The sequence below is a fragment of the Hydrogenophaga sp. BPS33 genome (assembly GCF_009859475.1).
Lineage (GTDB): Bacteria > Pseudomonadota > Gammaproteobacteria > Burkholderiales > Burkholderiaceae_C > Hydrogenophaga.
In genome coordinates this window covers 234811-254426 of the sequence record NZ_CP044550.1, presented here as the reverse complement: position 1 = coordinate 254426, position 19616 = coordinate 234811, and the positions used below count along the sequence as shown (strand labels likewise).

The 19616-nt window shown below is 60.6% G+C and carries 13 protein-coding genes; 12 read left to right on the top strand and 1 reads right to left on the bottom strand.

Annotated elements, in window-relative coordinates; all coding sequences use genetic code 11:
* Positions 1-2: 2 nt before the first annotated feature.
* The 12 genes from prpB to F9K07_RS30515 all read left to right on the top strand — a co-directional run bounded on the left by prpB (position 3) and on the right by F9K07_RS30515 (position 19175).
* Positions 3-899, top strand: coding sequence for a methylisocitrate lyase (prpB, locus tag F9K07_RS30570; RefSeq protein WP_159597334.1), 897 nt, complete (start codon positions 3-5; stop codon positions 897-899).
* A complete protein-coding gene (locus F9K07_RS30565) occupies positions 896-1903 on the top strand; it encodes a Bug family tripartite tricarboxylate transporter substrate binding protein (protein WP_159597333.1) in 1008 nt (335 codons plus the stop codon). The genes prpB and F9K07_RS30565 overlap by 4 nt, the downstream gene beginning before the upstream one ends.
* Positions 1800-3077: an iron-containing alcohol dehydrogenase family protein gene (locus F9K07_RS30560; protein WP_328794073.1), complete on the top strand. Its 1278-nt coding sequence runs from the start codon at positions 1800-1802 to the stop codon at positions 3075-3077. The genes F9K07_RS30565 and F9K07_RS30560 overlap by 104 nt, the downstream gene beginning before the upstream one ends.
* 39 nt (positions 3078-3116) lie before the next feature.
* Positions 3117-3986 carry an amidohydrolase family protein gene (locus tag F9K07_RS30555; RefSeq protein WP_159597331.1) on the top strand — a complete coding sequence of 290 codons (870 nt, stop codon included), beginning with the start codon at positions 3117-3119 and terminating at the stop codon, positions 3984-3986.
* A gap of 83 nt (positions 3987-4069) precedes the next feature.
* Entirely contained in the window at positions 4070-5032 is a 963-nt protein-coding gene (locus F9K07_RS30550) for an IS5 family transposase (RefSeq protein ID WP_159597330.1), read from the top strand.
* 531 nt (positions 5033-5563) lie between these two features.
* Positions 5564-5995 (top strand): hypothetical protein, encoded by a 432-nt coding sequence (locus F9K07_RS30545; protein WP_159597329.1) that lies wholly within the window; start codon positions 5564-5566, stop codon positions 5993-5995.
* Positions 5996-5998: 3 nt separating this feature from the next.
* Positions 5999-6400 (top strand): hypothetical protein, encoded by a 402-nt coding sequence (locus F9K07_RS30540; protein ID WP_159597328.1) that lies wholly within the window; start codon positions 5999-6001, stop codon positions 6398-6400.
* A 261-nt stretch (positions 6401-6661) separates the two neighbouring features.
* Positions 6662-11812 (top strand): DEAD/DEAH box helicase family protein, encoded by a 5151-nt coding sequence (locus F9K07_RS30535; RefSeq protein ID WP_159597327.1) that lies wholly within the window; start codon positions 6662-6664, stop codon positions 11810-11812.
* An 811-nt stretch (positions 11813-12623) separates the two neighbouring features.
* Positions 12624-14093 (top strand): hypothetical protein, encoded by a 1470-nt coding sequence (locus F9K07_RS30530; protein WP_159597326.1) that lies wholly within the window; start codon positions 12624-12626, stop codon positions 14091-14093.
* Between the two features lie 384 nt (positions 14094-14477).
* Positions 14478-14699 carry a hypothetical protein gene (locus F9K07_RS30525; RefSeq protein ID WP_159597325.1) on the top strand — a complete coding sequence of 74 codons (222 nt, stop codon included), beginning with the start codon at positions 14478-14480 and terminating at the stop codon, positions 14697-14699.
* A gap of 318 nt (positions 14700-15017) precedes the next feature.
* Positions 15018-15866, top strand: a complete 849-nt coding sequence (locus tag F9K07_RS30520; protein ID WP_159597324.1) for a hypothetical protein — start codon at positions 15018-15020, stop codon at positions 15864-15866.
* Between the two features lie 393 nt (positions 15867-16259).
* Positions 16260-19175, top strand: coding sequence for a Tn3-like element IS1071 family transposase (locus tag F9K07_RS30515; RefSeq protein ID WP_003049965.1), 2916 nt, complete (start codon positions 16260-16262; stop codon positions 19173-19175).
* Between the two features lie 116 nt (positions 19176-19291).
* On the opposite strand, the gene F9K07_RS30510 is transcribed toward F9K07_RS30515, so the two are convergent.
* The gene (locus F9K07_RS30510; RefSeq protein WP_159597323.1) at positions 19292-19570 is read right to left on the bottom strand and encodes a MarR family winged helix-turn-helix transcriptional regulator; all 279 of its coding nucleotides are present in this window, start codon (positions 19568-19570) and stop codon (positions 19292-19294) included.
* Positions 19571-19616 lie beyond the last annotated feature (46 nt).

The window sequence follows — 19616 nt, the reverse complement described above, 5'->3', positions numbered from 1 at the left end:
ACATGGCACCAAATCCCACCCCTGGTCAGCGGTTTCGCTCTGCCCTTCAGCAGGAGAATCCACTGCAGATTGTTGGCGCAATCAATGCCCACCACGCGCTCCTGGCCGAGCGCGCAGGCTTTAAAGCTCTCTACCTCTCTGGCGGCGGCGTTGCAGCCGGCTCGTTGGGCTTACCCGACCTGGGTCTCAACACCATGGATGACGTCCTAACGGACCTGCGCCGCATCACAGATCGCTGCGAAACACCGATTCTGGTCGATATCGACACCGGATTTGGCCCGAGTGCGTTGAACATCGGACGCACCGTCAAAAGCCTGATCAAGTTTGGCGCCGCCGCGTGCCACATCGAAGACCAGGCGGGCGCCAAACGCTGTGGGCACCGGCCCGGGAAAGAAGTCGTGACAGCGGACGAGATGGTCGATCGCATCAAGGCCGCTGTCGACGCGCGTACCGATGCGAACTTCTATCTCATCGCACGAACCGATGCGATCGCCACCGAGGGCGTGGAGGCAGCGCTCGAACGATCAGCACGGTGCGTCGAGGCAGGTGCCGATGCCATCTTCGCCGAGGCCGCCTACGACCTGGACATCTACCGACGCTTCAGCGAAGCGCTGCGAGCGCCCATCCTGGCCAACATCACCGAGTTCGGCCAAACGCCGCTCTACACCGTCGACGAGCTCGCTGCGGTGGGCGTCGGGATGGTGCTGTATCCGCTGAGCGCGTTCCGCGCCGCCAACAAAGCGGCCGAGCGGGTGTACACGAGCATTCGTCGCGACGGTTCGCAGCAGGCCGTCGTCGACCAGATGCAGACGCGCGCCGAGCTTTACGAGTGCATTGGCTACCACGCTTTCGAACAACAGCTAGATCAACTTTTTTCAGGAAAGAAGCGACTCCCATGAAAACCCAAAAAACCCTCCTTGCACACGGTTTCCGTGCAACTGGCTGCCTCTTCGCCGGGCTCGCACTCTGGGCCGGACTACAGGCAAGCGTGCATGCCCAGACCTATCCCAGCCGCCCGGTCAAGGCTGTGGTCGCGTACCCGCCGGGGGGCGTCAATGACATCCTCGTGCGCCACATGGCACCAACCCTGGGCAACGCACTGGGACAACCTCTCGTCGTGGAGAACGTCGCCGGCGCCAATGGCGTTATCGGCAACCAATATGCGGCCCGGGCGACACCCGATGGCTACACCATTCTGTTTTCCAGTACACCGCTGGCCATCAACGCCTCGCTGTACCCCAATTTGCCGTTCGACACGCTTCGTGCATTCAAACCGGTTTCAATGATTCTCAAGGGAACGTTCGTCATGGCGGTGCATCCCTCCGTCCCTGCCCGAACCGCCAAAGAGTTCATCGAACTGGCCCGTAGCGCTCCCGGCAAGTACAACTTTTGCTCCTCGGGCATCGGCTCACCGGCCCACCTCAACGGCGAGCTGCTCAAACAGGCTTCAAAGACGAGCTTTGTCCACATTCCCTACCGAGGCGCTGGCCCTTGCATCAGCGATCTGGTAGGCGGAAAAGTCGAGGTGGTGTTCGAAGGATTGGCGCCGCTGCTTCCGCATATCCAGTCGGGCCGACTTCGCGCGTTGGCCGTCATGGGCGAGGCTCGATCTCCTGCTCTGCCCGATGTGCCGACCATTGCCGAAGCCACGGGTCTCAACGGGCTCTCAGCGGACGCATGGTATGGCGTCTTCGTTCCCGCCAACACGCCCGATGCCGTTGTCAACACACTGCATGACGCCATCGGAAAGACAATGACGAATGCCGATGTGGCCAAACGGCTTGCAGAGCTGGGATTGAATGCCGCACTCAGCACGCCAGACGAACTCGCCCAGCGACTTCGTTCAGATGTGGCGAAGTGGGAGAGGGTCATCAAGACCGCGGACGTCAAAGTTGACCGCTGATCTCGACTACACCGCAGGCTTCCAGCACGTGAGGTCGGCGTCCAGGCTACTGCTGCGTGCAGACGCCGTGGACGCGGTCTCAGAGGAAGCCGATCGCCTGGGCTGTCAGAGGTTGATGCTAGTCGCAGGGCGCCGCACCAGCACCTCGGAGGTGTTCACGCGGATCCGACACAACTTGGGATCTCGCGTGGCCACGGTCTACGATGAGGTCGTGCAGCATGCTGGCACCGACAGCATCACCAAAGGATTGGCCAAGGGACAGGCCACGAACATCGATGGCCTCGTCGCCGTGGGTGGGGGAAGTGCGATCGATACCGCCAAGGCCATTGCACTGGTGCTGGCCGAGGGCGGGCAGATCGAAGACCACGCCAGTGTCCTCACCCCGTCCGGGCAACTGGTGGCACCGCCACTCAGCAAGGCAAAGCTTCCCATCTTTGCCGTGCCATTGACAGCCTCTGCAGCGGAAGTCACGCCAGGTCTGAGCGTGCGCGGTGCCGACGGCCGAAAGCTCCTTTTCTGGGACGCCCAGCTCGCCGCGCGCGTCATCTTCCTGGATCCCAAGGCAAACCTCGACGTGCCGGCCGCACTGATGGCCCGCACAGCGATGAATGCATTGGCTCACGCTGCCGAAGGTCTCTACTCCCTCGCTCGCAGCCCCATCACAGACGCCATCGCGCGTGAGAGTGCAAGACGGCTCGGTCGCGCCATGCCCGCCATGGCCAAGGATCCGCGGTCCGTTGCTGCGCGCGGCGAGTTGCTTCTTGGGGCTCACCTCTCGGGGCACGTAATCAGCAATGCGCGCACCGGCATCGGTCATGCCGTATGCCACTGCCTTGGCGCCCTGGGCGGGCTCACCCATGGCGATGCCCATTCGGTCATGTTGCCCCATGTGCTGCGATTCAATCGCTCCGCAGCCCCTGAGGCCTTGCAGGCATTGGGAGCGGCTCTTCTGGACCGCCCGGAGTCGAGTACCGACGCCGAAGAGGCCATCCGCGGTATCCAATCACTTCAGCAAGCCCTGGGCCTTCCCACACGTCTGCGTGATCTCGGCGTCGATTCGGAACTCCTGCCGGAGATTGCGCAACACGCCGTGCGTGAGCGCGGGATTCTGTTCAACCCACTCCCCGTAAAAGATTCTTCTGCCGTGCTGGATCTCCTGAAGTCTGCCTGGTAGAAACTTCCCCAACGACCACTTCAAAACTCAAGGTATCCCATGATTATCGATGTACGCTGCCGCATCACCCTGCCCGAAACCGGCGCGTTCTTTGCCGAGCTGGCCAAACAACGCGGTGTGAACACGTCAGGCACAGAAGGCTTCTTCGCCGAACTTGCTGAAGTCGGCATCACCACGGCCGTATCGGTCTGCGGCAACAACCCTACGATCAAGATTGGCCGCGTAGCGCCCCCTGATCGCACCACCCCCAACGACCTGATGGCTTCGCTACAAAGCGAAAACCCAGGCAAGTTCATCGGTGTGGCCGGTATCGACACGGGCAACGTCTATCACGATGCGATGCAGGAACTGGAACGTGCGCACAAGATGGGATTGCGTGCCGTCTTTCTCGAACCGGGTCATTCCCCGGGCTGCGACATCGACGATCGGCGCCTGTACCCGTTTTATGAAAGATGCGTCGAACTGAACATGACGGTGATGCCGCAAACCTCCGGGCCTACCGGTGGCCGCAACATCGACTACGCACATCCACGCCACATCGACCAGATTGCCGAAGATTTTCCGACCATGAGAATCATCGCTGGCCATGCTTGCTATCCCTACATCCGGGAAGCCATCATCGTGGCCGCGCGCCGTGAAAACGTCTACGTATCGCCCGATTCCTATCTGTTCGACATGGGCACGGAAGACTGGATTACCGCTGTCAACTCCAACCACTATGGCGTGTCCGACCGCTTCCTGTTCGGCACCGCCTACCCCGCTGTGGCATTGAAGCCCTATATGGAACGGTTCTTCGCATTGCCGTGGAAAAAAGAGGTGCTGCCCAAGATGCTCTATCAGAACGCCCTGCGCGCATTCGATCTTGAATCCGACCCCGTCTATCGCGATCTCTACAAACTGGGTTCTTGAAAACGTTCTAAGGCTACGCTGAACAAGGTCCGATGTGGCGCGGTGCTTGCATGTGGTGCTGCTGCACAAACAGGCAGGTGAAGATGAAACAGCAAACTCTTGCGATAGCAGCCGATCAAGGCGAAGGATTCGAGCATTACCGCAAGCCGACCAAGCGCGATGCGTTCCTGGCGAAGATGCAGGAGATCGTGCCCTGGCGGGCATTGTGCGAGGTGATCGAACCGCACTACCCCAAGGCGGGCAACGGGCGCCCGCCGATCGGACTGGAGCGCATGCTGCGGATGTACTTCGTACAGCACTGGTTCAACCTGGCCGATGAGGCTTGCGAGGAGGCGCTGCTGGACAGCACGGCGCTGCGGCGCTTCGTGGGCATAGACCTCGGACGTGAACGCGTGCCCGACGGCACCACGTTGCTGAAGTTCCGTCGTCTGCTGGAGAAGCACAAGCTGGGCGAGGCGCTGTTTGCCAAGGTGGGCGAGGTTCTTCAGACGCAAGGCTTGAAGCTGGGCACGGGCACCATCGTGGACGCCACCATCATCGGCGCGCCCAGTTCGACCAAGAACGCTGACAAGCAGCGCGACCCTGAGATGCACCAGACGCGCAAGGGTCAGCAGTGGTATTTCGGCATGAAGATGCACATCGGCGTGGACAGCCGCACCGGGCTGGCCCACAGCGCCGTGGTGACGGCGGCCAACGTGCACGACAAACACGCGCTGTCCGAGCTTCTGCACGGCAACGAGCAGCGCGTGTACGGCGACAGCGCTTACGCCAGTCAGAAGGCGCTGATCGCATCCAAGGCGCCCAAGGCCCGGGACTTCACCAACCAACGCGTTCGCAAGGACGGCGAGATCGACGAGGCCGAGCGCTCGAAGAACCACAACAAGTCCAGGGTCCGCGCGCGAGTCGAACACGTCTTCGCCGTGGTCAAGCGGCTGTGGGGCTTTGCCAAGGTGCGCTACCGAGGTCTTGCCAAGAACGCCACACGCGCATTCGTGGTTCTGGGTTTGGCTAACATCTACCTGGCGCGACAGCGCCTCATGGCTTGAGTGCGCCCGAAGCGCACGTCAAGTGCGCATCTCGGGCCGGAAAGGCAGCGCCTCGCCGAGAATTTGCCCGACTTCCCAGCATCGCTCACGCCAAGCCAGGTGCATCGCTCAATTCAAGGGCTTGATCAGCGTAGCCCTAAGGATGAACCTGTCCCCCGCGTATCGGAGGGGTTTTTCCGCGTAGAACGCGGCCAGACCAGTCATGGACCAGGTTCTTTGACGGCGCCGTTTGGAACCACCTATGATGGGTGCTGATTGGCAGTTTTCTGCCCTCGCTGGCGCCATGCCAGCATGCAACGCATGATCGACCCGGCTCCCGGGTACCCGAGGCTCACCGCCTCGGTGTAGAGGTCACATCCCAAGCCTAGTTCGCCCAGTTGGCACAGATGCGCCGGCAAAGCCGAACTACGCCTTGTCCATGGTCGACAGACCACATTGGAAAACACAACATGAACGACAAAAAACGAAGCGGCGCCGTGGGTATCACGCGCGGCGCCGGGCTGGTGCTCGTGCGCGAGCAGAAAGGGCACCATGGCACGCAATCACTTTGACATCGAGCGACCGCGCCGAATAAACATCGCCATCGCCGGCTACGACGGCGCAGCGAGCAGCAAGGCTCGAGACGAGCGCAAGGCGAAGGAGAAAGCACGCAAGCAACGGGCGACCGTCGCCGCGCAGCAAATGCGCGTTGAAGAGGCGGTGACCAAAGCAACGGTCGCGGGCGCAAAAGCGGAAGCGGACCTGGAGCAGATCAACCGACTTTCAACCTCGCGCAAGCACGTGCAGGACATGAACGCACTGCTTGCCGCATTCAGTCCCGGAACTGGCGCCGATTCGGACGACGACGCTGTCCACAAGGAAGCACTTCGGCAAGAAGAGCTTCGCGAGGAAGAGCGCCGAGAAGAGGAACGCCGCCTGGAAGAACTGCGTGAAGAAGAAGCAAGAAGCCAGGACGGGGGCTGAGCAATGCGAGTTTCGCAATACAACCAGTTCCGTGTACTGACCGACGTGGCAAACGACTTCGGATCGCTGGTCGCGAGCGGAGCAGTGGTTGACGTTAGCGCCAGTGTTTCGCGAACCTTCAGCGGTGCGTCGGTGGCTATCGAAGCCGACACCTACGAGCGCTTCGTCGAGTGGAACGGCATGGCAATGCGCGAGCATGGATTGCACCTGGAGCCGCGTCTTCGCTTGATGGCGGTGATCGAGACTGTCGCCTACCTTGGGACGAAGGTGCAAGAAAGTGTGTTCGTCTGCCGTGCTGTCGACGTCCATGGGCGTGATTCGCGCGCTCGCCGTGCGCTGTTCACGCTGCGCCCGGTCAATTGCAAAGCGAGACAGGCCTGGGTGATCGAGGCAGTCAAGCTCTGAACAACAAGAATCGAAGGGCCCCTCGCAAGAGGGGGCTTTTCCAAGCGCCCTGCAACCAGGGTGTTTGAACAAGCTGGCGCATCGCCTATGCCGATGCCGCCTTCACCGTACATCAGGAAGCCTTAGCGCGACCCGATGCTCCTCTGGAGTTCCAAGCCCAGGGGGGCCGAAATCAACCTCAACAACCTTCGCGGGAATGCACGCCACTCCCGCAGGGGAGGGTGTGTTTTCCGCATTTCTTCCAAGGAAATGGAGAAACACATGGCATCCAATGCCCAACAAAGCTCGCGCAACGCTCAGGCGTCGCTGTGGGTTGGCGGCCTCACGATGGACGACTTCGAGATCCCATCTCAGAAGACCGAAATTGCGATGATCGCCTCCGTCATCACCAAGGTGGCATTCGACATGGCTGAACCTGTGTCGCAGGCACCCGAAGATGGCGAGAACGTCGAAGTGCTCAACAGCGCCGAGGCCGTCGATGGTGATGCCCTGGGCAGCATCGTTGACCAGGTCCTGGCCGGGTGGGGCGAGAACGACAATGATCTGGACATTGCGATTCGCAAGACGCTGTGGCCATTGATCGACTCGGATGACTACCGCCCTTCGGCCTCGGCCGAGCAGCGCATCCAAGCCAACATCGATGCGATCAAGCTGATGCAACGACTGTCGCAAGACAAGTCCAAGCCCAGCTCGCAGGAGATGATCCAGCTGCTGAAATACAGTGGTTGGGGCGGCTCCGCAAGGGTCTTTTCACCGGATGGTTCTACACCGCATGCCCTGTCGGCGCTGCGCGATGAGCTCAAGGTGTTGACCAGCGAGCGGGAGTTTGCAGCGATGCAGTCTTCCGTGAACACCGCGTTCTACACCGACCCCTATCTGGTGCAAGCGCTCTGGCGAATCGTGGCCCAACTGGGTTTCGAGGGTGGCCGGGTGCTGGAGCCAGCGGCGGGCGTGGGCCACATCATTGCCGGCATGCCGCAGGCGATGGTGGCAAAAAGCGAACTTACCGCGGTCGAGCTCGACCCGGTGAGCGCAAACATCCTCGAGGCCAACTTCGCCCCGTACGGACTGCAGGTGCATGCCTGTGGCCTGGAAGAAGCGAGGCTGCCCACGGCGTTCTACGACCTCGTCGTCACGAACGCGCCCTTCGGTAAGTACAAGACCAAGGACGTGAGCAAGGCCCCGTATGCCGACTGGAGCATCCACAACTACTTCCTTGGCAAGGGGCTGGAGTTGGTGCGACCGGGCGGTCTCATGGTGGTGATCACGACGCGACAGAGTCTTGACAGCGTCTCGAACAAGCATCGCCAGTGGATTTCGGCTCACGCCGAGCTGCTGGGAGCGTTTCGTCTCCCGACCATGGCGTTTGAGTCGTTTGCAAACACGCAAGCGGTGACGGACATCCTGGTGTTCAAGCGTCGTGAACTTCCCGACTACGCCGTCAAGGCTTCATGGGTGGAGATTGGCGGCGCGAACGATCCCATGTTCAAGGCGGGCGAGACAGCTGAAAAGCATGTCTACAACCGCTCGGTCGGCCGGTCGCTGCTGCAGAAGGCGTCGATCAACAGCTACTACCTGCGAAACCCCGAACTCGTTCTGGGCAAGCTGGAGTGGAAGTCGGGCCAGTATGGCGAGGAGGCACTTCCGGTTTTCGATGCAGGTATCGAGGAACTGGGGGAGGCGCTGAACCAGCTGATCGACAAGAAGATCCCGAAAGGGGTCTACGAAGCGCGCAGGGAAGGATTCGCCGAAGCACCGGTGAGTTCGATGCAGCGCTACAACAACAGCACTCAAGCCCTGCCGGGTTCGTTCGTGCTGCGAAACGGCGCAATCTGCATCTCCGAAGGGGAGGAGCTGATTGAGGTTGACTCCCTGTATGTGGGTACGGCGCGCAAGCGTGTGCTCGGGATGTTGGAAGTGCGCGATGCGGTGAAGACCGTGATCGAGTTCCAGGCGTCGTCGCAAGACGATGCACATCTGGCGATGCACCAGACCCACCTGAACAAGGTCTACGACGCCTATGTGGCGCAGATGGGATACCTGAGCACCACGGCAAACAGCCGTGTGATGCGCGGGGACCCCAGCTGGCCTCTGATGCTGGCGTTGGAGATCTGGGACGATGAGGAAGGCAAGGCTGTCAAGGCCGACATCTTCTCCAAGCGCACCGTTGGACAAGTGGAACTGCCTGTGAAGGTGGATACCGCGAAGGACGCGATGCTGCTGAGCCTGGCCGTCTACGGTCAGATCGTTCTGAAAGACATGGCCATGCGAACCGGGAAGCCGGTGATGGAGGTCGTGAAGGAGCTAAAGGAGCACGGCACGGCGTTTCGCGATCCGGTGCTGGCGCGCTGGGTTCCGGCCGATGAGTACCTCTCCGGCAATATCCGCGAGAAGATCACGCAAGCTAAGGCCGCCGGGGCCGCTTACGAGAGCAACATTGCGGCGCTGGCGGCAGTGGTGCCGGCAGACCTGGGACCGGCCGAGGTGGAAGCCCGTTTGGGAGCACCTTGGATCCCGAGCGACGTCATTGAGACGTTTGCGACGGAACTGGTCAACGCGCAAAAGCGCGATGTCACGGTGGCATATGACGCAAACACGGCAACGTGGAGTGTCAAAACGCAGCACCAACTGCAGTACGTGGGAGACCACACGCTGCAGCGAACGAAATGGGGAACGGAAAAGCGCTGTGCGCTTCAGCTGGTGGAAGCCGCGCTGAACCAGCAGCCGCCGACTGTGACGATGCTCATCGACGGAAAGACGGTGGTCGACCGCCAGGCGACGCTGAATGCACGCGAGAAGTGGCAGGCGATCCGCGACCAATTCCGGTTGTGGGTCTACCAAGACGACGCGCGACGCGACAGGCTGCTGCGCCTCTACAACGACACGTTCAACCAAGTCGTCCCGCGACGATTTGATGGATCACACCTTCAGCTGCCGGGCATGAGCGCGGTGGTGGTGCCTTACCCGCACCAGAGGGACGCCATCTGGCGAATCGTCGTGAATGGCAACACCCTGCTGGCGCATTGCGTCGGTGCGGGCAAGACGCTCACGATGATTGCAGCAGGCATGGAGTTGCGCCGACTCGGCAAAGCTCGCAAACCGCTGCACGTGGTTCAGGGATCGACCCTTGAGCAGTACTGTGCCGAAGCATTGCGCCTGTATCCGCAGAGCAAGGTGCTGATGGCATCAAAGGAAGACCTCAGTGGCGACAAGCGCCGAACCTTTGTGGCACGCGTGGCCACCGGGGACTGGGATGCCGTGGTGATGACGCAATCGACCTTCGAGAGGCTGATGCTGAGTCCCGCGGTTCAAAAAGACTTCATCGACTCGATGTTGGAGGAGGCGCGTATGTCGCTGAACCTGACGTCGGATTCGGGCGCAAAGAGATCCATCAAGGAAATCGAGCGACGGATGAAGGACTACGATGCCAAGCTGCAACGCCTGGTGGAGAGTGACAAGACCGATGACACCACGGTCTGGTTCGATGAACTCGGTGTGGACCACTTGTTCATTGACGAGGCTCACGCCTACAAGAACCTGCAGAAGATCACCAAGATGCCACGCATCGCGGGGATTCCGAACTCCGCCTCACAGCGGGCGTTTGACGTGTACATGAAGACGCGAGTCATCATGAGCGCACGCGGGGACAAGGAGGAGGGGCTGACCATGGCAACGGCTACGCCGCTTGCGAACTCGATCTGCGAGATGCACACCTTCCAGGTGTACTTGCAGCCGCAGACGCTTCGGCGCTACGGCATCTTCGAGTTTGACGCCTGGGCTGCAAGCTTCGGCGAAAGCGTTACGGGCATCGAGCTGGCACCGGATGGCAGCGGATTCAGGACCAACACCAGGTTCTGCCGCTTTTCCAACCTGCCGGAACTGATGGCGATCTTCAAAGGGGTCGCCGATGTGAAGACGAAGAGGATGTTGAACCTTCCGACACCGAAGATCGAGGGCGGTAAGCCCCAAGTCATGGTGTCCGAGCCCAGTAATGTGCTCAAGGAGTTCATTCAAGGACTGGTGAAACGCGCGGACAAAATCCGCAATCGTGGAGTCAAGCCTGAGGATGACAACATGCTCGCGGTCACCAATGACGGGCGCCGTGCGGCGATTGACGTGCGAATGGTTCTGCCGTTTGCGCCGTTCGATCCAGCCGGCAAACTCGCGAAGGTGGCCAACAATGTGCACCGCATCTGGCAAGACGGGTTGCAGCAGCGGGTGACGCAGCTGGTCTTCAGTGATCTGGGCACGCCTGGCGCGCCGGGTCTGTCGGTGTACGAGGAGGTCAAACGACTGTTGATCGCCAACGGGATTCCCGAAGGCGAGATCGAGTTCATCCAGGACCATGCGAGCGACAGTGCGAAAGCGAAGTTGTTCAAACGGGTGCGGGATGGCGTCGTGCGCGTCCTGTTCGGTTCCACGGCCATGCTTGGGACCGGCACCAACGTGCAGAACAGGCTGAGGGCGGTTCATCAGATTGACGCCCCCTGGCGTCCGTCTGATGTGGAGCAGCGTGACGGCCGATGCGATCGCCAGGGCAACCTGTGCGAGAGCGTTGAGTTGTGGCGCTATGTGACCGAGGGCTCGTTCGACAGCTACAGCTGGAACCTGCTGGATGTGAAAGCCCGATTTATCGACCAGGTGATGACGGCAGAACAGGGGCTGCGCACCGTGGAGGACATCTCCATGACGGCTCTGTCCTATGCAGAGATCAAGGCGATTGCGTCGGGAAATCCGCTGGTGCTGGAGAAGGCCTCGGTGGACGCTACGGTGCAGAAACTGTCGCTGAAATTCGACCACTACGAGCAGGACCGCTGGAAGATGGGGCGCCGAAAGGCGGACCTGCAGCACCGGCTCAAGTGGATCGAGGACAACATGCCAGAGGCCGAGGGCGTATCTCGCGAGGCTGCGGCAGTCACGACTCAAACGCGATTCGAACCCCTGCTGGCAACGGCAGCGGCTGCAATGGCGGGCGAGTTCGACAACTGCCTGGCGGTAGGCCTGGCACTGAAAGCTGTGTCGGCTGTCCTTGGCGGTGACGTCAAGTTCGGCCAGATCGGAAACTTCGCGCTGGAGACCAGCCGCTGGGGTGGGACCACTGACCTCGTGTTGGTGGACCAGACCATGGGCCTTCGTGCCCGTGTGGATCGGCCTCCGATGCACGACAGGCATGGCGTGGGCGTGGCGACCTATGAGGGCATCAAGGCCTTTGTGGAAATGCCCGCAAAGCTGCGAGAAGAGTTTGGTCGCAAGACTGAAGAACTCGCCGGCATCCAGGCCTTGCTTGACCAAGACTTCGAGTTCCGCGAGGAGCTTGAAGCCGCGCGCAAGCGTCAACGCGAAATCGAGGCCGAACTGGACCTCGACAAGTCGGCGGCTGGCACTTCAGCAATGGAGTCCGAAGCCGCCTGATTCTCTTAGAACCCCCTGTTGCCGAAAGGCGCAGGGGTTTTTCTTTGGCCGGTGAACATTTAGCGAGTGCTAGGTGCTGAGAATCTGAGCAATCTAGCGCGGCCCCATGGGCGACCGGGGTTGTGTGGACCTTGAGGCATTGTCATGGTTCAGTTATCCCCAGAATCGGTGGATATCTCAGCTCCGAATCGATCTCACGCAGCTGGTAAATGAGGGCGGACAACGCGCGCCGCAGCTTCGACAGTGCTCTCACCTTCGAATTCGCGAACGTTCAAGCCTGCCATGACTATTCCCCGAGGTGCCGCCGGATTTGCAGCTCAAATGGGGGAGGTGCTGCTCGCTTAAGCAGGGGATTGCGCCTGCGGGATAGGTCACCACGACGGTAGGGCCGTAGCCGGTGACGGGCGTGCGACAGCAGGCGAAAAGGGGTGGTTGAGAGTGGTGCCCCCTGGGCGATATGGGGTCTATCGAGCCCGTTGAATAAAAGATAAATAACTAGCGGAAGGGCGAATGTGACACGAGCTCCGGAGACGTCACGATACTACAAGGCCCCTATTGATTGACCTTTTGCCTTCCTTGTGCCTGCCTTGCGGCCGGCGCGCCCGTGTCTTTCGAGTGGCAGGTGTTCAGTGGCGCGTGAGGCGAGGTTTAGCCGGAGGAGGGGGAGTTTGGTGTTGATATAGCATGCTATTCATATATGTTTTATTTAAAGCACGACTCCCATTCGAAGCCCTTGCCCCCGCAACTTGACTCCTCCATCGCCAACGTCGACCGGGGCATCACGTCCGACCCCATCAAAAGCTGAATAAACATGAAGTCCACCACCAATCGCAACGCGCTAGTCGATACACCTCCCCCAAAGCGTGGCCGTGGCCGCCCTCGTATCCACCCCATCGCGCCTAATCTCGGCCCCGAGCCCGAGCCGATCGCGCCACCACCACATGGGCGCATCAACCCCGCCGCCCCGAATCACCTGCAAGCCGTGCAGAGCTGGAGCGAGATCTGCCGCACCAAGCGCCCCCGCGCCATGGCCCCAAGCAGCATCGCGGCCAACGAAGTACTGTGGGGCGGGTGGTGCCAGTGGCTCGCGGCTCAGGCTCTGCACTGGAGCGATGCCTCCACCAACAACGTGCGCGCCTTCCTGGACGGGCCCGCGCCAAGCCTGCGCCGGCGCAGGCGCCCTCCGCTCAACCCCGCCCGTATGTCAAGTCTCACGCGCGTGCGCTACTTTCGCGTGCTCAAAGGCATCTACGAAAACGCTGTCACCCAGCGCTGGATAGAGCAAGCGCCCACCATGGACGCCCCCCAGCCGGCCTACATTGCCAAAGACGCCCAAGGCGCAGTACTAGCCCCTGGCGTGCTTGAGCGGCTGCAAAACACCAACCTGCTTCGGCAGACGTTCGCGCCCAGCACCGATAGCTACCGTCAGTGGTGGTTGCTGCGCGACCGCGCGATCGTCGCCCTGACAGCCGAGACGGGCATCACGAGTGCGGAGCTGATTAACCTGAAGCTTTCCGACCTGGGCGCAGGCGGGCTCAACATCCTGCGTGCCATGGATGCGGCAGCGCAGCGTTCCCTACATGGCGACGAGCCGAACGAAAGCACCGACCTGAACGTGACCAAAGTTTCCGTGGATAACCCTTGTGGGGCCCGCATGCCCCGGGCCCCTGTCGTGCTCACCATTGCGCCTTCGCTCACTTTGCAAGGTAGAAGCCTCACGCTGCCCGCGCGCGTGTGCGAGACGCTGCTGCCATGGGTCAAACTGCGCGAACACCTGTTCACACGCACCGCAGCCCGCCTGGGCCAGGCCAGCGAGCGAGATGCCTTCTTACACCGGCACAGCCTGCGAGGTCCGCTTTTCCCGTCGCGTCAGAAGCGCCGACGCACAGCGCAATCCGACTCTCCGCACGAGGACACTCAGCTACCAACCAGCGCTGCGTTTTACCCCATGGAGAGCGCTGCTCTGTACCTGATCTTCAAGCGAGCCTTCGCGGGCTTGAGCGAAGCGACCATGCCCGAAAAAGGCCAGCCACAGGATGCGTCGCCGCTGCTTGAGCACCATGGAGCCCGGGGACCATCGGTCATCCGCAACACGCTCATCCAGCTCTGGCTGAGGACACTGAGCGAGGAGGAGGTGCAGTGGCGCGCGGGCTTCAAGACCATTGAGAGCCTGCGCGTAATCGCGCGAGGCGCCGGGATTGAAACGAGCTCTGAAGACGATTCACAAAACTTGGAACATCCAGATGCAGCCACTGCTCCAAAACATCATGTCAGGCGCTGACATCCTGAAATCCTTCATGTTCATTGGTCTCGCAACGATTTCAAGGTACGCAACGCTACCAACCGATGCAGGTCACGTTGTGTTGCGACGTCCGCCCTCACAACCGTAGAATTCGCTTCACCTTGGTGTTCGCACCATTCGCTGTCCCCGTGACCGCAAGCAACAGAGGCTTCCTTTGCGAAGCCGCTGCTTGAAATAGCTGCAGCTCCTCCGTAGGTTCAGTGCTCACACAGCGCGGAACTTTGCTGCACCGCCAGGGCCTCCTGGTGGCGCAGTTCTCACGGTTCATGGACCTCTCATCGCCGGTGCGCGTCGTTCCTTGTGTGCTTTCTCCCGCGAGAGTGCACAAGGGGCGACGTGCCCGGCAACACATTGGAGAGCCCCATGAACATGACGACTTCCGTCCCCCAGATTCGTGAACCTCTGGCCACGCCTGTCTTGATCCAAGCTGGCGTGCCGGTGCAGCACGTCCTGTGGTTCAACCGCTTGAGTCCCAGCGCGAAGATGCGTGCACTGACCACCCAGCGTGGCACCGAGATCCTGAACAGCGTTCGCGACTTCATGACCGTCTTGGCCCACGTGAACAAGGCGAACGTGGCCGCCTGAGGTTACCTATCCGAAGCCCCCTTGCAGCAATGCGAGGGGGCTATTCTTCCTTGGGCCTGTGGCTTTCGTGACCCGAGTTTGGGCGGTGTGCTTTCAAGGTGTCGCCGGTGCTGACTTCTGCCTGGACGGGATCGAAGCGTTGGCGGCCCCCAGCACTGGTGGACCACTTCCCGCGACAAGGTCACCGTCGTCGGGAACAATCTCACCTGTTGTCGGCATTGCCGCACGGACGCTCACCGAGCGTCATTCAACCAACCCGCTGGGGCTTCTCAAAGCCCCGTGGGGCGAGAGGCGCTGGCGCTTTCAAATCAAAGCACCATGAACCTCAAAGAAATCGCACGCGCCTGGGTCAAAACCGTTGTCGGGGCCCACGTCGGCAAGAACATCCGTTCGTACAAGTTCGCCACCTACACCGGCGACACCGACCACAACGCACTCGGGGGAGTGAGCTACCTGCTGCCCGCGGAAGGCAGAGTGGTCGAGCAGAGCGAGGACTTCACGCTCATCAAGACAGGTCTCGCTGACTTTTGCATCGTCAAGACACAGCTGCTCAGCGAACCGGTGGCGATCGGCGACAAGGTCAACCTGCAGTTCTATCAGCTGCGTCGTTTTGACGGCACGGCGGCAGACGGCTCCGGCGACGCCAGGCAAAACGGCAGTCGAACAATCATGCTGACCGGCGCCCAGACCTATTTCCCCGCGAAATGGGAGGGTCGCTACCTTGGCATCAACGATCGCTTCGCCAGTGAATACACCGCAATCCATAACCCCTACCTGCGTGACATGCTCACGCAGATGGAGGAAATGCGTGTGGACGGCGGCCTGCGCCGCGTGATCAACGTGTTGGTGGACGCCGGTGCCAAGGACCTCGCGTTCGTGGATCCTCAGGAGAGCAAGTCGGTCTTGGTGCCGCCCGGCATCACCTGCACCGTGAACACCGAGAAGTTCCATGGCCCGATCATGCTCGGCTATGACCGTGGCCTGGACACGTACTTCATCGAGCTCGGCGTTGCCGGCCAAGAGGGTGCGCGCCGCATCGAGGACGTGCACTTCAACGAGATGGGCAATCGTCTGATCGACGCACTTGATGACCGCTCCTGGCTCAAGGCCAAGGTGAACATCATCAAGAAGGCTCCGAAGAAGAAACCCCTGCAAGAACCGATCTGAACGACGACAACGCGTACACAAGCCATTACGGGCTTGTGCAATCTGCAAGCAAGCAAAGGAAAGCCCCGGCCACATTACGTGTGCCGGGGCTTTTTTCTATGGCGATCAGCTACTCGGCCAATCGAGGCTGGTCAAGCGGAGGCGGTGATTTCGACCGACTCGGCGAGAGGCTCGCTGCGCTGAAACCGATCGAGAGACCATTCGGGCAAGGGTTCGCCACGGCTCAGTGCAAGCATCGAGCGCGAAGCGGGGTCTCCTCGTTTTCAGTGCAATAAGTGACGGTACGCAAAGCTAGCACTGGCGCGGGGGTGGTCTGGGTAGACCGTTGATTTCATTGACTTTCCTGTTCGCTTTGTAAACGGGTATGGTGGCCTCCCACTTTTGAGGTTCACGATGCAGGGTTGGCACACAACGTTTTTGGGGATGCGTGGGCTCCCCCGCGATATCAGCGACTTCGAGATGAAGGCATTTTTCACCTTCGATGGTGCCGAGCGCGACGCAATCAATGCACGCCGAGGTGATTCCCACAAGCTTGGTCTGGCGCTCCATATTGGTTTCCTGCGCATGAGTGGGCGTTTGCTCGGTGCCTTTCGGGTAATTCCAGTAGCCTTGTGGCGCCACCTTGGCAACGAGCTTGGCATTGCAGCACCAGAAGTCGCCTCGCTGAGAGCCATGTATGAACGCGGGCGCACGCTATTCGATCACCAACAAGTAGCCTGCACGGTCCTTGGATTCCAGTGGATGAGCGAGCACCAGCGCCGCTCACTGGTACGTGAACTGCGCGACGAAGTGGCGCGCTGCGCCGACCGCGATCAGCTACTCGTGCGGGCGCGTCAATGGCTGTACAAGAACAAGCTGGTGATCGTGCACGAGCGGGCAATTCGGACACTGATTGCGGCGGCACTTGCCCAGCTTGAAGTTGAAACAGGCACCGCCATCGCCGCCAGCGTTGATCCAGCAACACTTGATCGCTGGCGAGCCTCAGTTTCAGAGCTGCGCCCAGATGGACAAACCCAGCAGAGTTGGCTATGGGCTGCACCGGCGAAACACTCAACCCGCCAAATCAGCGAGGTACTGGAGCGCATCGACCTGCTTTACACGCTGGACGTTCATAAGCACCTGGCAGACATCCCCGATCTCATCTTGCGCCGCTACGCGCGCCGACTTGTCTCCAGGCCGCCCTCAGCCGGAGCCAAGATCAAAGAGCCAGCGCGCACCGTGGAGGTCGCATGCTTTCTTCGGTATTGCCTGTTCACCACCACAGACCAGTTGATCCTTATGGTGCAGCGCCGGATCGCCGATCTGTGGCGTCAGGCTGCCGCCGATGTCCCCGCTACCGTCAATTGGGCCGCAATGTACAAAACGCTGCTCGGCGAACTTGTTGCCTTGAGCGCGCAAGGTGCGGTGCCAGATGCTGAGTTGCGTGCCCGTCTTGAAGCCTTGATCACCGAAACCCAGAAACGCAAACCACCGAGCAGGGCCTCCCTGGTCCGCGAGGGATTGATTGATGGAATTCGCCCCGTGCGGTCGTTGCTCGTCGCCATTGCAAAGCTGCCCTGGCAGGCCACCGGCGAGCATCCTGCCATCGAGTACCTTGCCAAGCTGCAAGCTTTATATCTCAAAGGATCCAGAAAGCTGCCAGTTGAAGTGGTGGCACCAAGTCTGGGAATGATCTGGCAGGTTTCGATCTCCAGCCCAGACCGGGAACGGGCGTTTCAGGCGTTGGAGGTGGCCACCCTGTTTGCCCTGCGCCGCGCGGTGCGCAATGGCTCGGTCTGGATTGAGCACAGCCTGAGCTTTCGGGGTCGTGCGCGCTTGTTCTTCACGGACGAGCGTTGGCAGGCAGAGTCCAAGAAACACTATGCCCGTCTATCGTTACCCAGCAAGGCTGCCACTTTCTTGAAGCCTTTGCTGGCCAGAGTAACTGCCGGTGTCGATGCGGTGGCCGCTGCAGCCCGCAGTGGCGTACTGCGCGTGGATGATGAACTCCATTTGTCGCCATTGCCCGCAGAGGACGAAGACCCAGAAGTGACCAAGCTGCGCGCGGCTTTGGATCACCGCATCGGTGAGGTTCAATTGCCGGAAGTGATTCTGGCCGTTGACGCCCAGGTGCGCTTTAGCTGGATCATGCTCGGACGTGAGCCGCGCTCTACCGACGAGCTGCTGATGGTCTATGCCGGCATCATGGCCCACGGCACCAGTCTGACTGCGGTCGAATGCGCGCGCATGATTCCGCAATTGTCTGCCACCAGCATTCGCCAGGCCATGCGCTGGGCGCGGGACGAACGGCGTCTGAGCCAGGCCTGCCAGGCTGTGCTGGAATTCATGCAGCGACACCCGATTGCCGCCACCTGGGGGCGGTCCGATTTGGCATCTTCTGACATGATGAGCATGGAGACCACCAAACGGGTGTGGCAAGCCCGGCTTGATCCTCGGCGCAACACACCTTCCATTGGAATCTACTCCCATGTAAAAGACCGGTGGGGCATCTTCCATGCGCAGCCCTTTGTGCTCAATGAGCGCCAGGCGGGCGTGGCCATTGAAGGTGTCATCCGCCAAGAAAAGCTGGAGACCAGCCAGCTTGCTGTGGATACCCATGGCTACACCGACTTTGCCATGTCACATGCCCGTTTGCTTGGTTTTGATCTTTGCCCGCGGTTGAAGGAACTCAAACAGCGCCACCTCTTTGTGCCACGCGGCACCAAAGTGCCCGCAGAAATCGCTGCGGTGTGCGAAGCCAATGTCGACGTCGCTTTGATCGAAAAGCATTGGGATAGTCTGGTGCACCTGGCAGCCTCGGTCATGAGCGGACATGCCAGTGCGGTGGCAGCTCTTGCGCGGTTCGGTTCTGCCGCCCAGGGCGATCCAATCTATGAGGCTGGCGTGCAATTGGGGCGGTTGCTGCGTACGGCGTTTTTGGCTGACTACTTTGTCAAGGACGCTTTCAGGAACGAGTTGCGCCGGGTGCTCAATCGGGGCGAGGCTGTTAACGCCCTCAAGCGCGCCATTTATACCGGCCGGATCAGCCCGGCGCAGGCCAAACGTGTCGATGAAATGCAGGCTGTGGCCGATGCGTTGAGCCTGATGGCCAACATCGTGATGGCGTGGAATACCTCACAGATGCAGGCGGTCCTGGATCGCTGGTCGAACCGCCGCCAGGTCATTCCACCGGAACTGATCGGGAAGATTGCGCCCACCAGGCTGGAGAGCATCAACTTGCGGGGTGTGTTTCGCTTCCCGGTTGACCGCTATGCTGACCAAATCCTGCCTTCGCGGCCAAATGCATCGATAACTGGCACCAATGGATGAAACCGACCACGGTTTGACGCCACGAATCGCAGATTTGAAAGTGAACAGGAAAGTCAATGAAATCAACGATCTACCAACACCACCTCCGCGCCAGTGCTAGCTTTTCGTACCGTCACTTATTGCACTGAAAACGAGGAGACCCCGACATAGCCCTGTTCGACCAGCTTTTCGATTGCGCGGGCAACGAAGAAGGCGTCCGTGCTCGTCCTCGCGGCCACTTCCTTGGCAGAGATCGGCTCGAATCGACCGATGACCGCCATGACTCGCCAACCGATCACCGTCAGGCCGAACTCATCCTTCCACCTCGGCGCAAGAAAGCGCGTGATGCGCGTGGCGATCGAAAGACAACGGTAGGAAATCCTGTTTTCGAGAGGGACGCTGTTCGGGGTACGCATCCGTTGATTCTATGGGGCCACCGCAGTTGACAGCCATGAACGACGA

Bases quoted from the DNA above. Each gene is read 5' to 3' on its own strand.
- prpB (WP_159597334.1), top strand. From the start codon at position 3: ATGGCACCAAATCCCACCCCTGGTCAGCGGTTTCGCTCTGCCCTTCAG.
- F9K07_RS30565 (WP_159597333.1), top strand. From the start codon at position 896: ATGAAAACCCAAAAAACCCTCCTTGCACACGGTTTCCGTGCAACTGGC.
- F9K07_RS30560 (WP_328794073.1), top strand. From the start codon at position 1,800: ATGCCGCACTCAGCACGCCAGACGAACTCGCCCAGCGACTTCGTTCAG.
- F9K07_RS30555 (WP_159597331.1), top strand. From the start codon at position 3,117: ATGATTATCGATGTACGCTGCCGCATCACCCTGCCCGAAACCGGCGCG.
- F9K07_RS30550 (WP_159597330.1), top strand. From the start codon at position 4,070: ATGAAACAGCAAACTCTTGCGATAGCAGCCGATCAAGGCGAAGGATTC.
- F9K07_RS30545 (WP_159597329.1), top strand. From the start codon at position 5,564: ATGGCACGCAATCACTTTGACATCGAGCGACCGCGCCGAATAAACATC.
- F9K07_RS30540 (WP_159597328.1), top strand. From the start codon at position 5,999: ATGCGAGTTTCGCAATACAACCAGTTCCGTGTACTGACCGACGTGGCA.
- F9K07_RS30535 (WP_159597327.1), top strand. From the start codon at position 6,662: ATGGCATCCAATGCCCAACAAAGCTCGCGCAACGCTCAGGCGTCGCTG.
- F9K07_RS30530 (WP_159597326.1), top strand. From the start codon at position 12,624: ATGAAGTCCACCACCAATCGCAACGCGCTAGTCGATACACCTCCCCCA.
- F9K07_RS30525 (WP_159597325.1), top strand. From the start codon at position 14,478: ATGAACATGACGACTTCCGTCCCCCAGATTCGTGAACCTCTGGCCACG.
- F9K07_RS30520 (WP_159597324.1), top strand. From the start codon at position 15,018: ATGAACCTCAAAGAAATCGCACGCGCCTGGGTCAAAACCGTTGTCGGG.
- F9K07_RS30515 (WP_003049965.1), top strand. From the start codon at position 16,260: ATGCAGGGTTGGCACACAACGTTTTTGGGGATGCGTGGGCTCCCCCGC.
- F9K07_RS30510 (WP_159597323.1), bottom strand. From the start codon at position 19,570: ATGCGTACCCCGAACAGCGTCCCTCTCGAAAACAGGATTTCCTACCGT.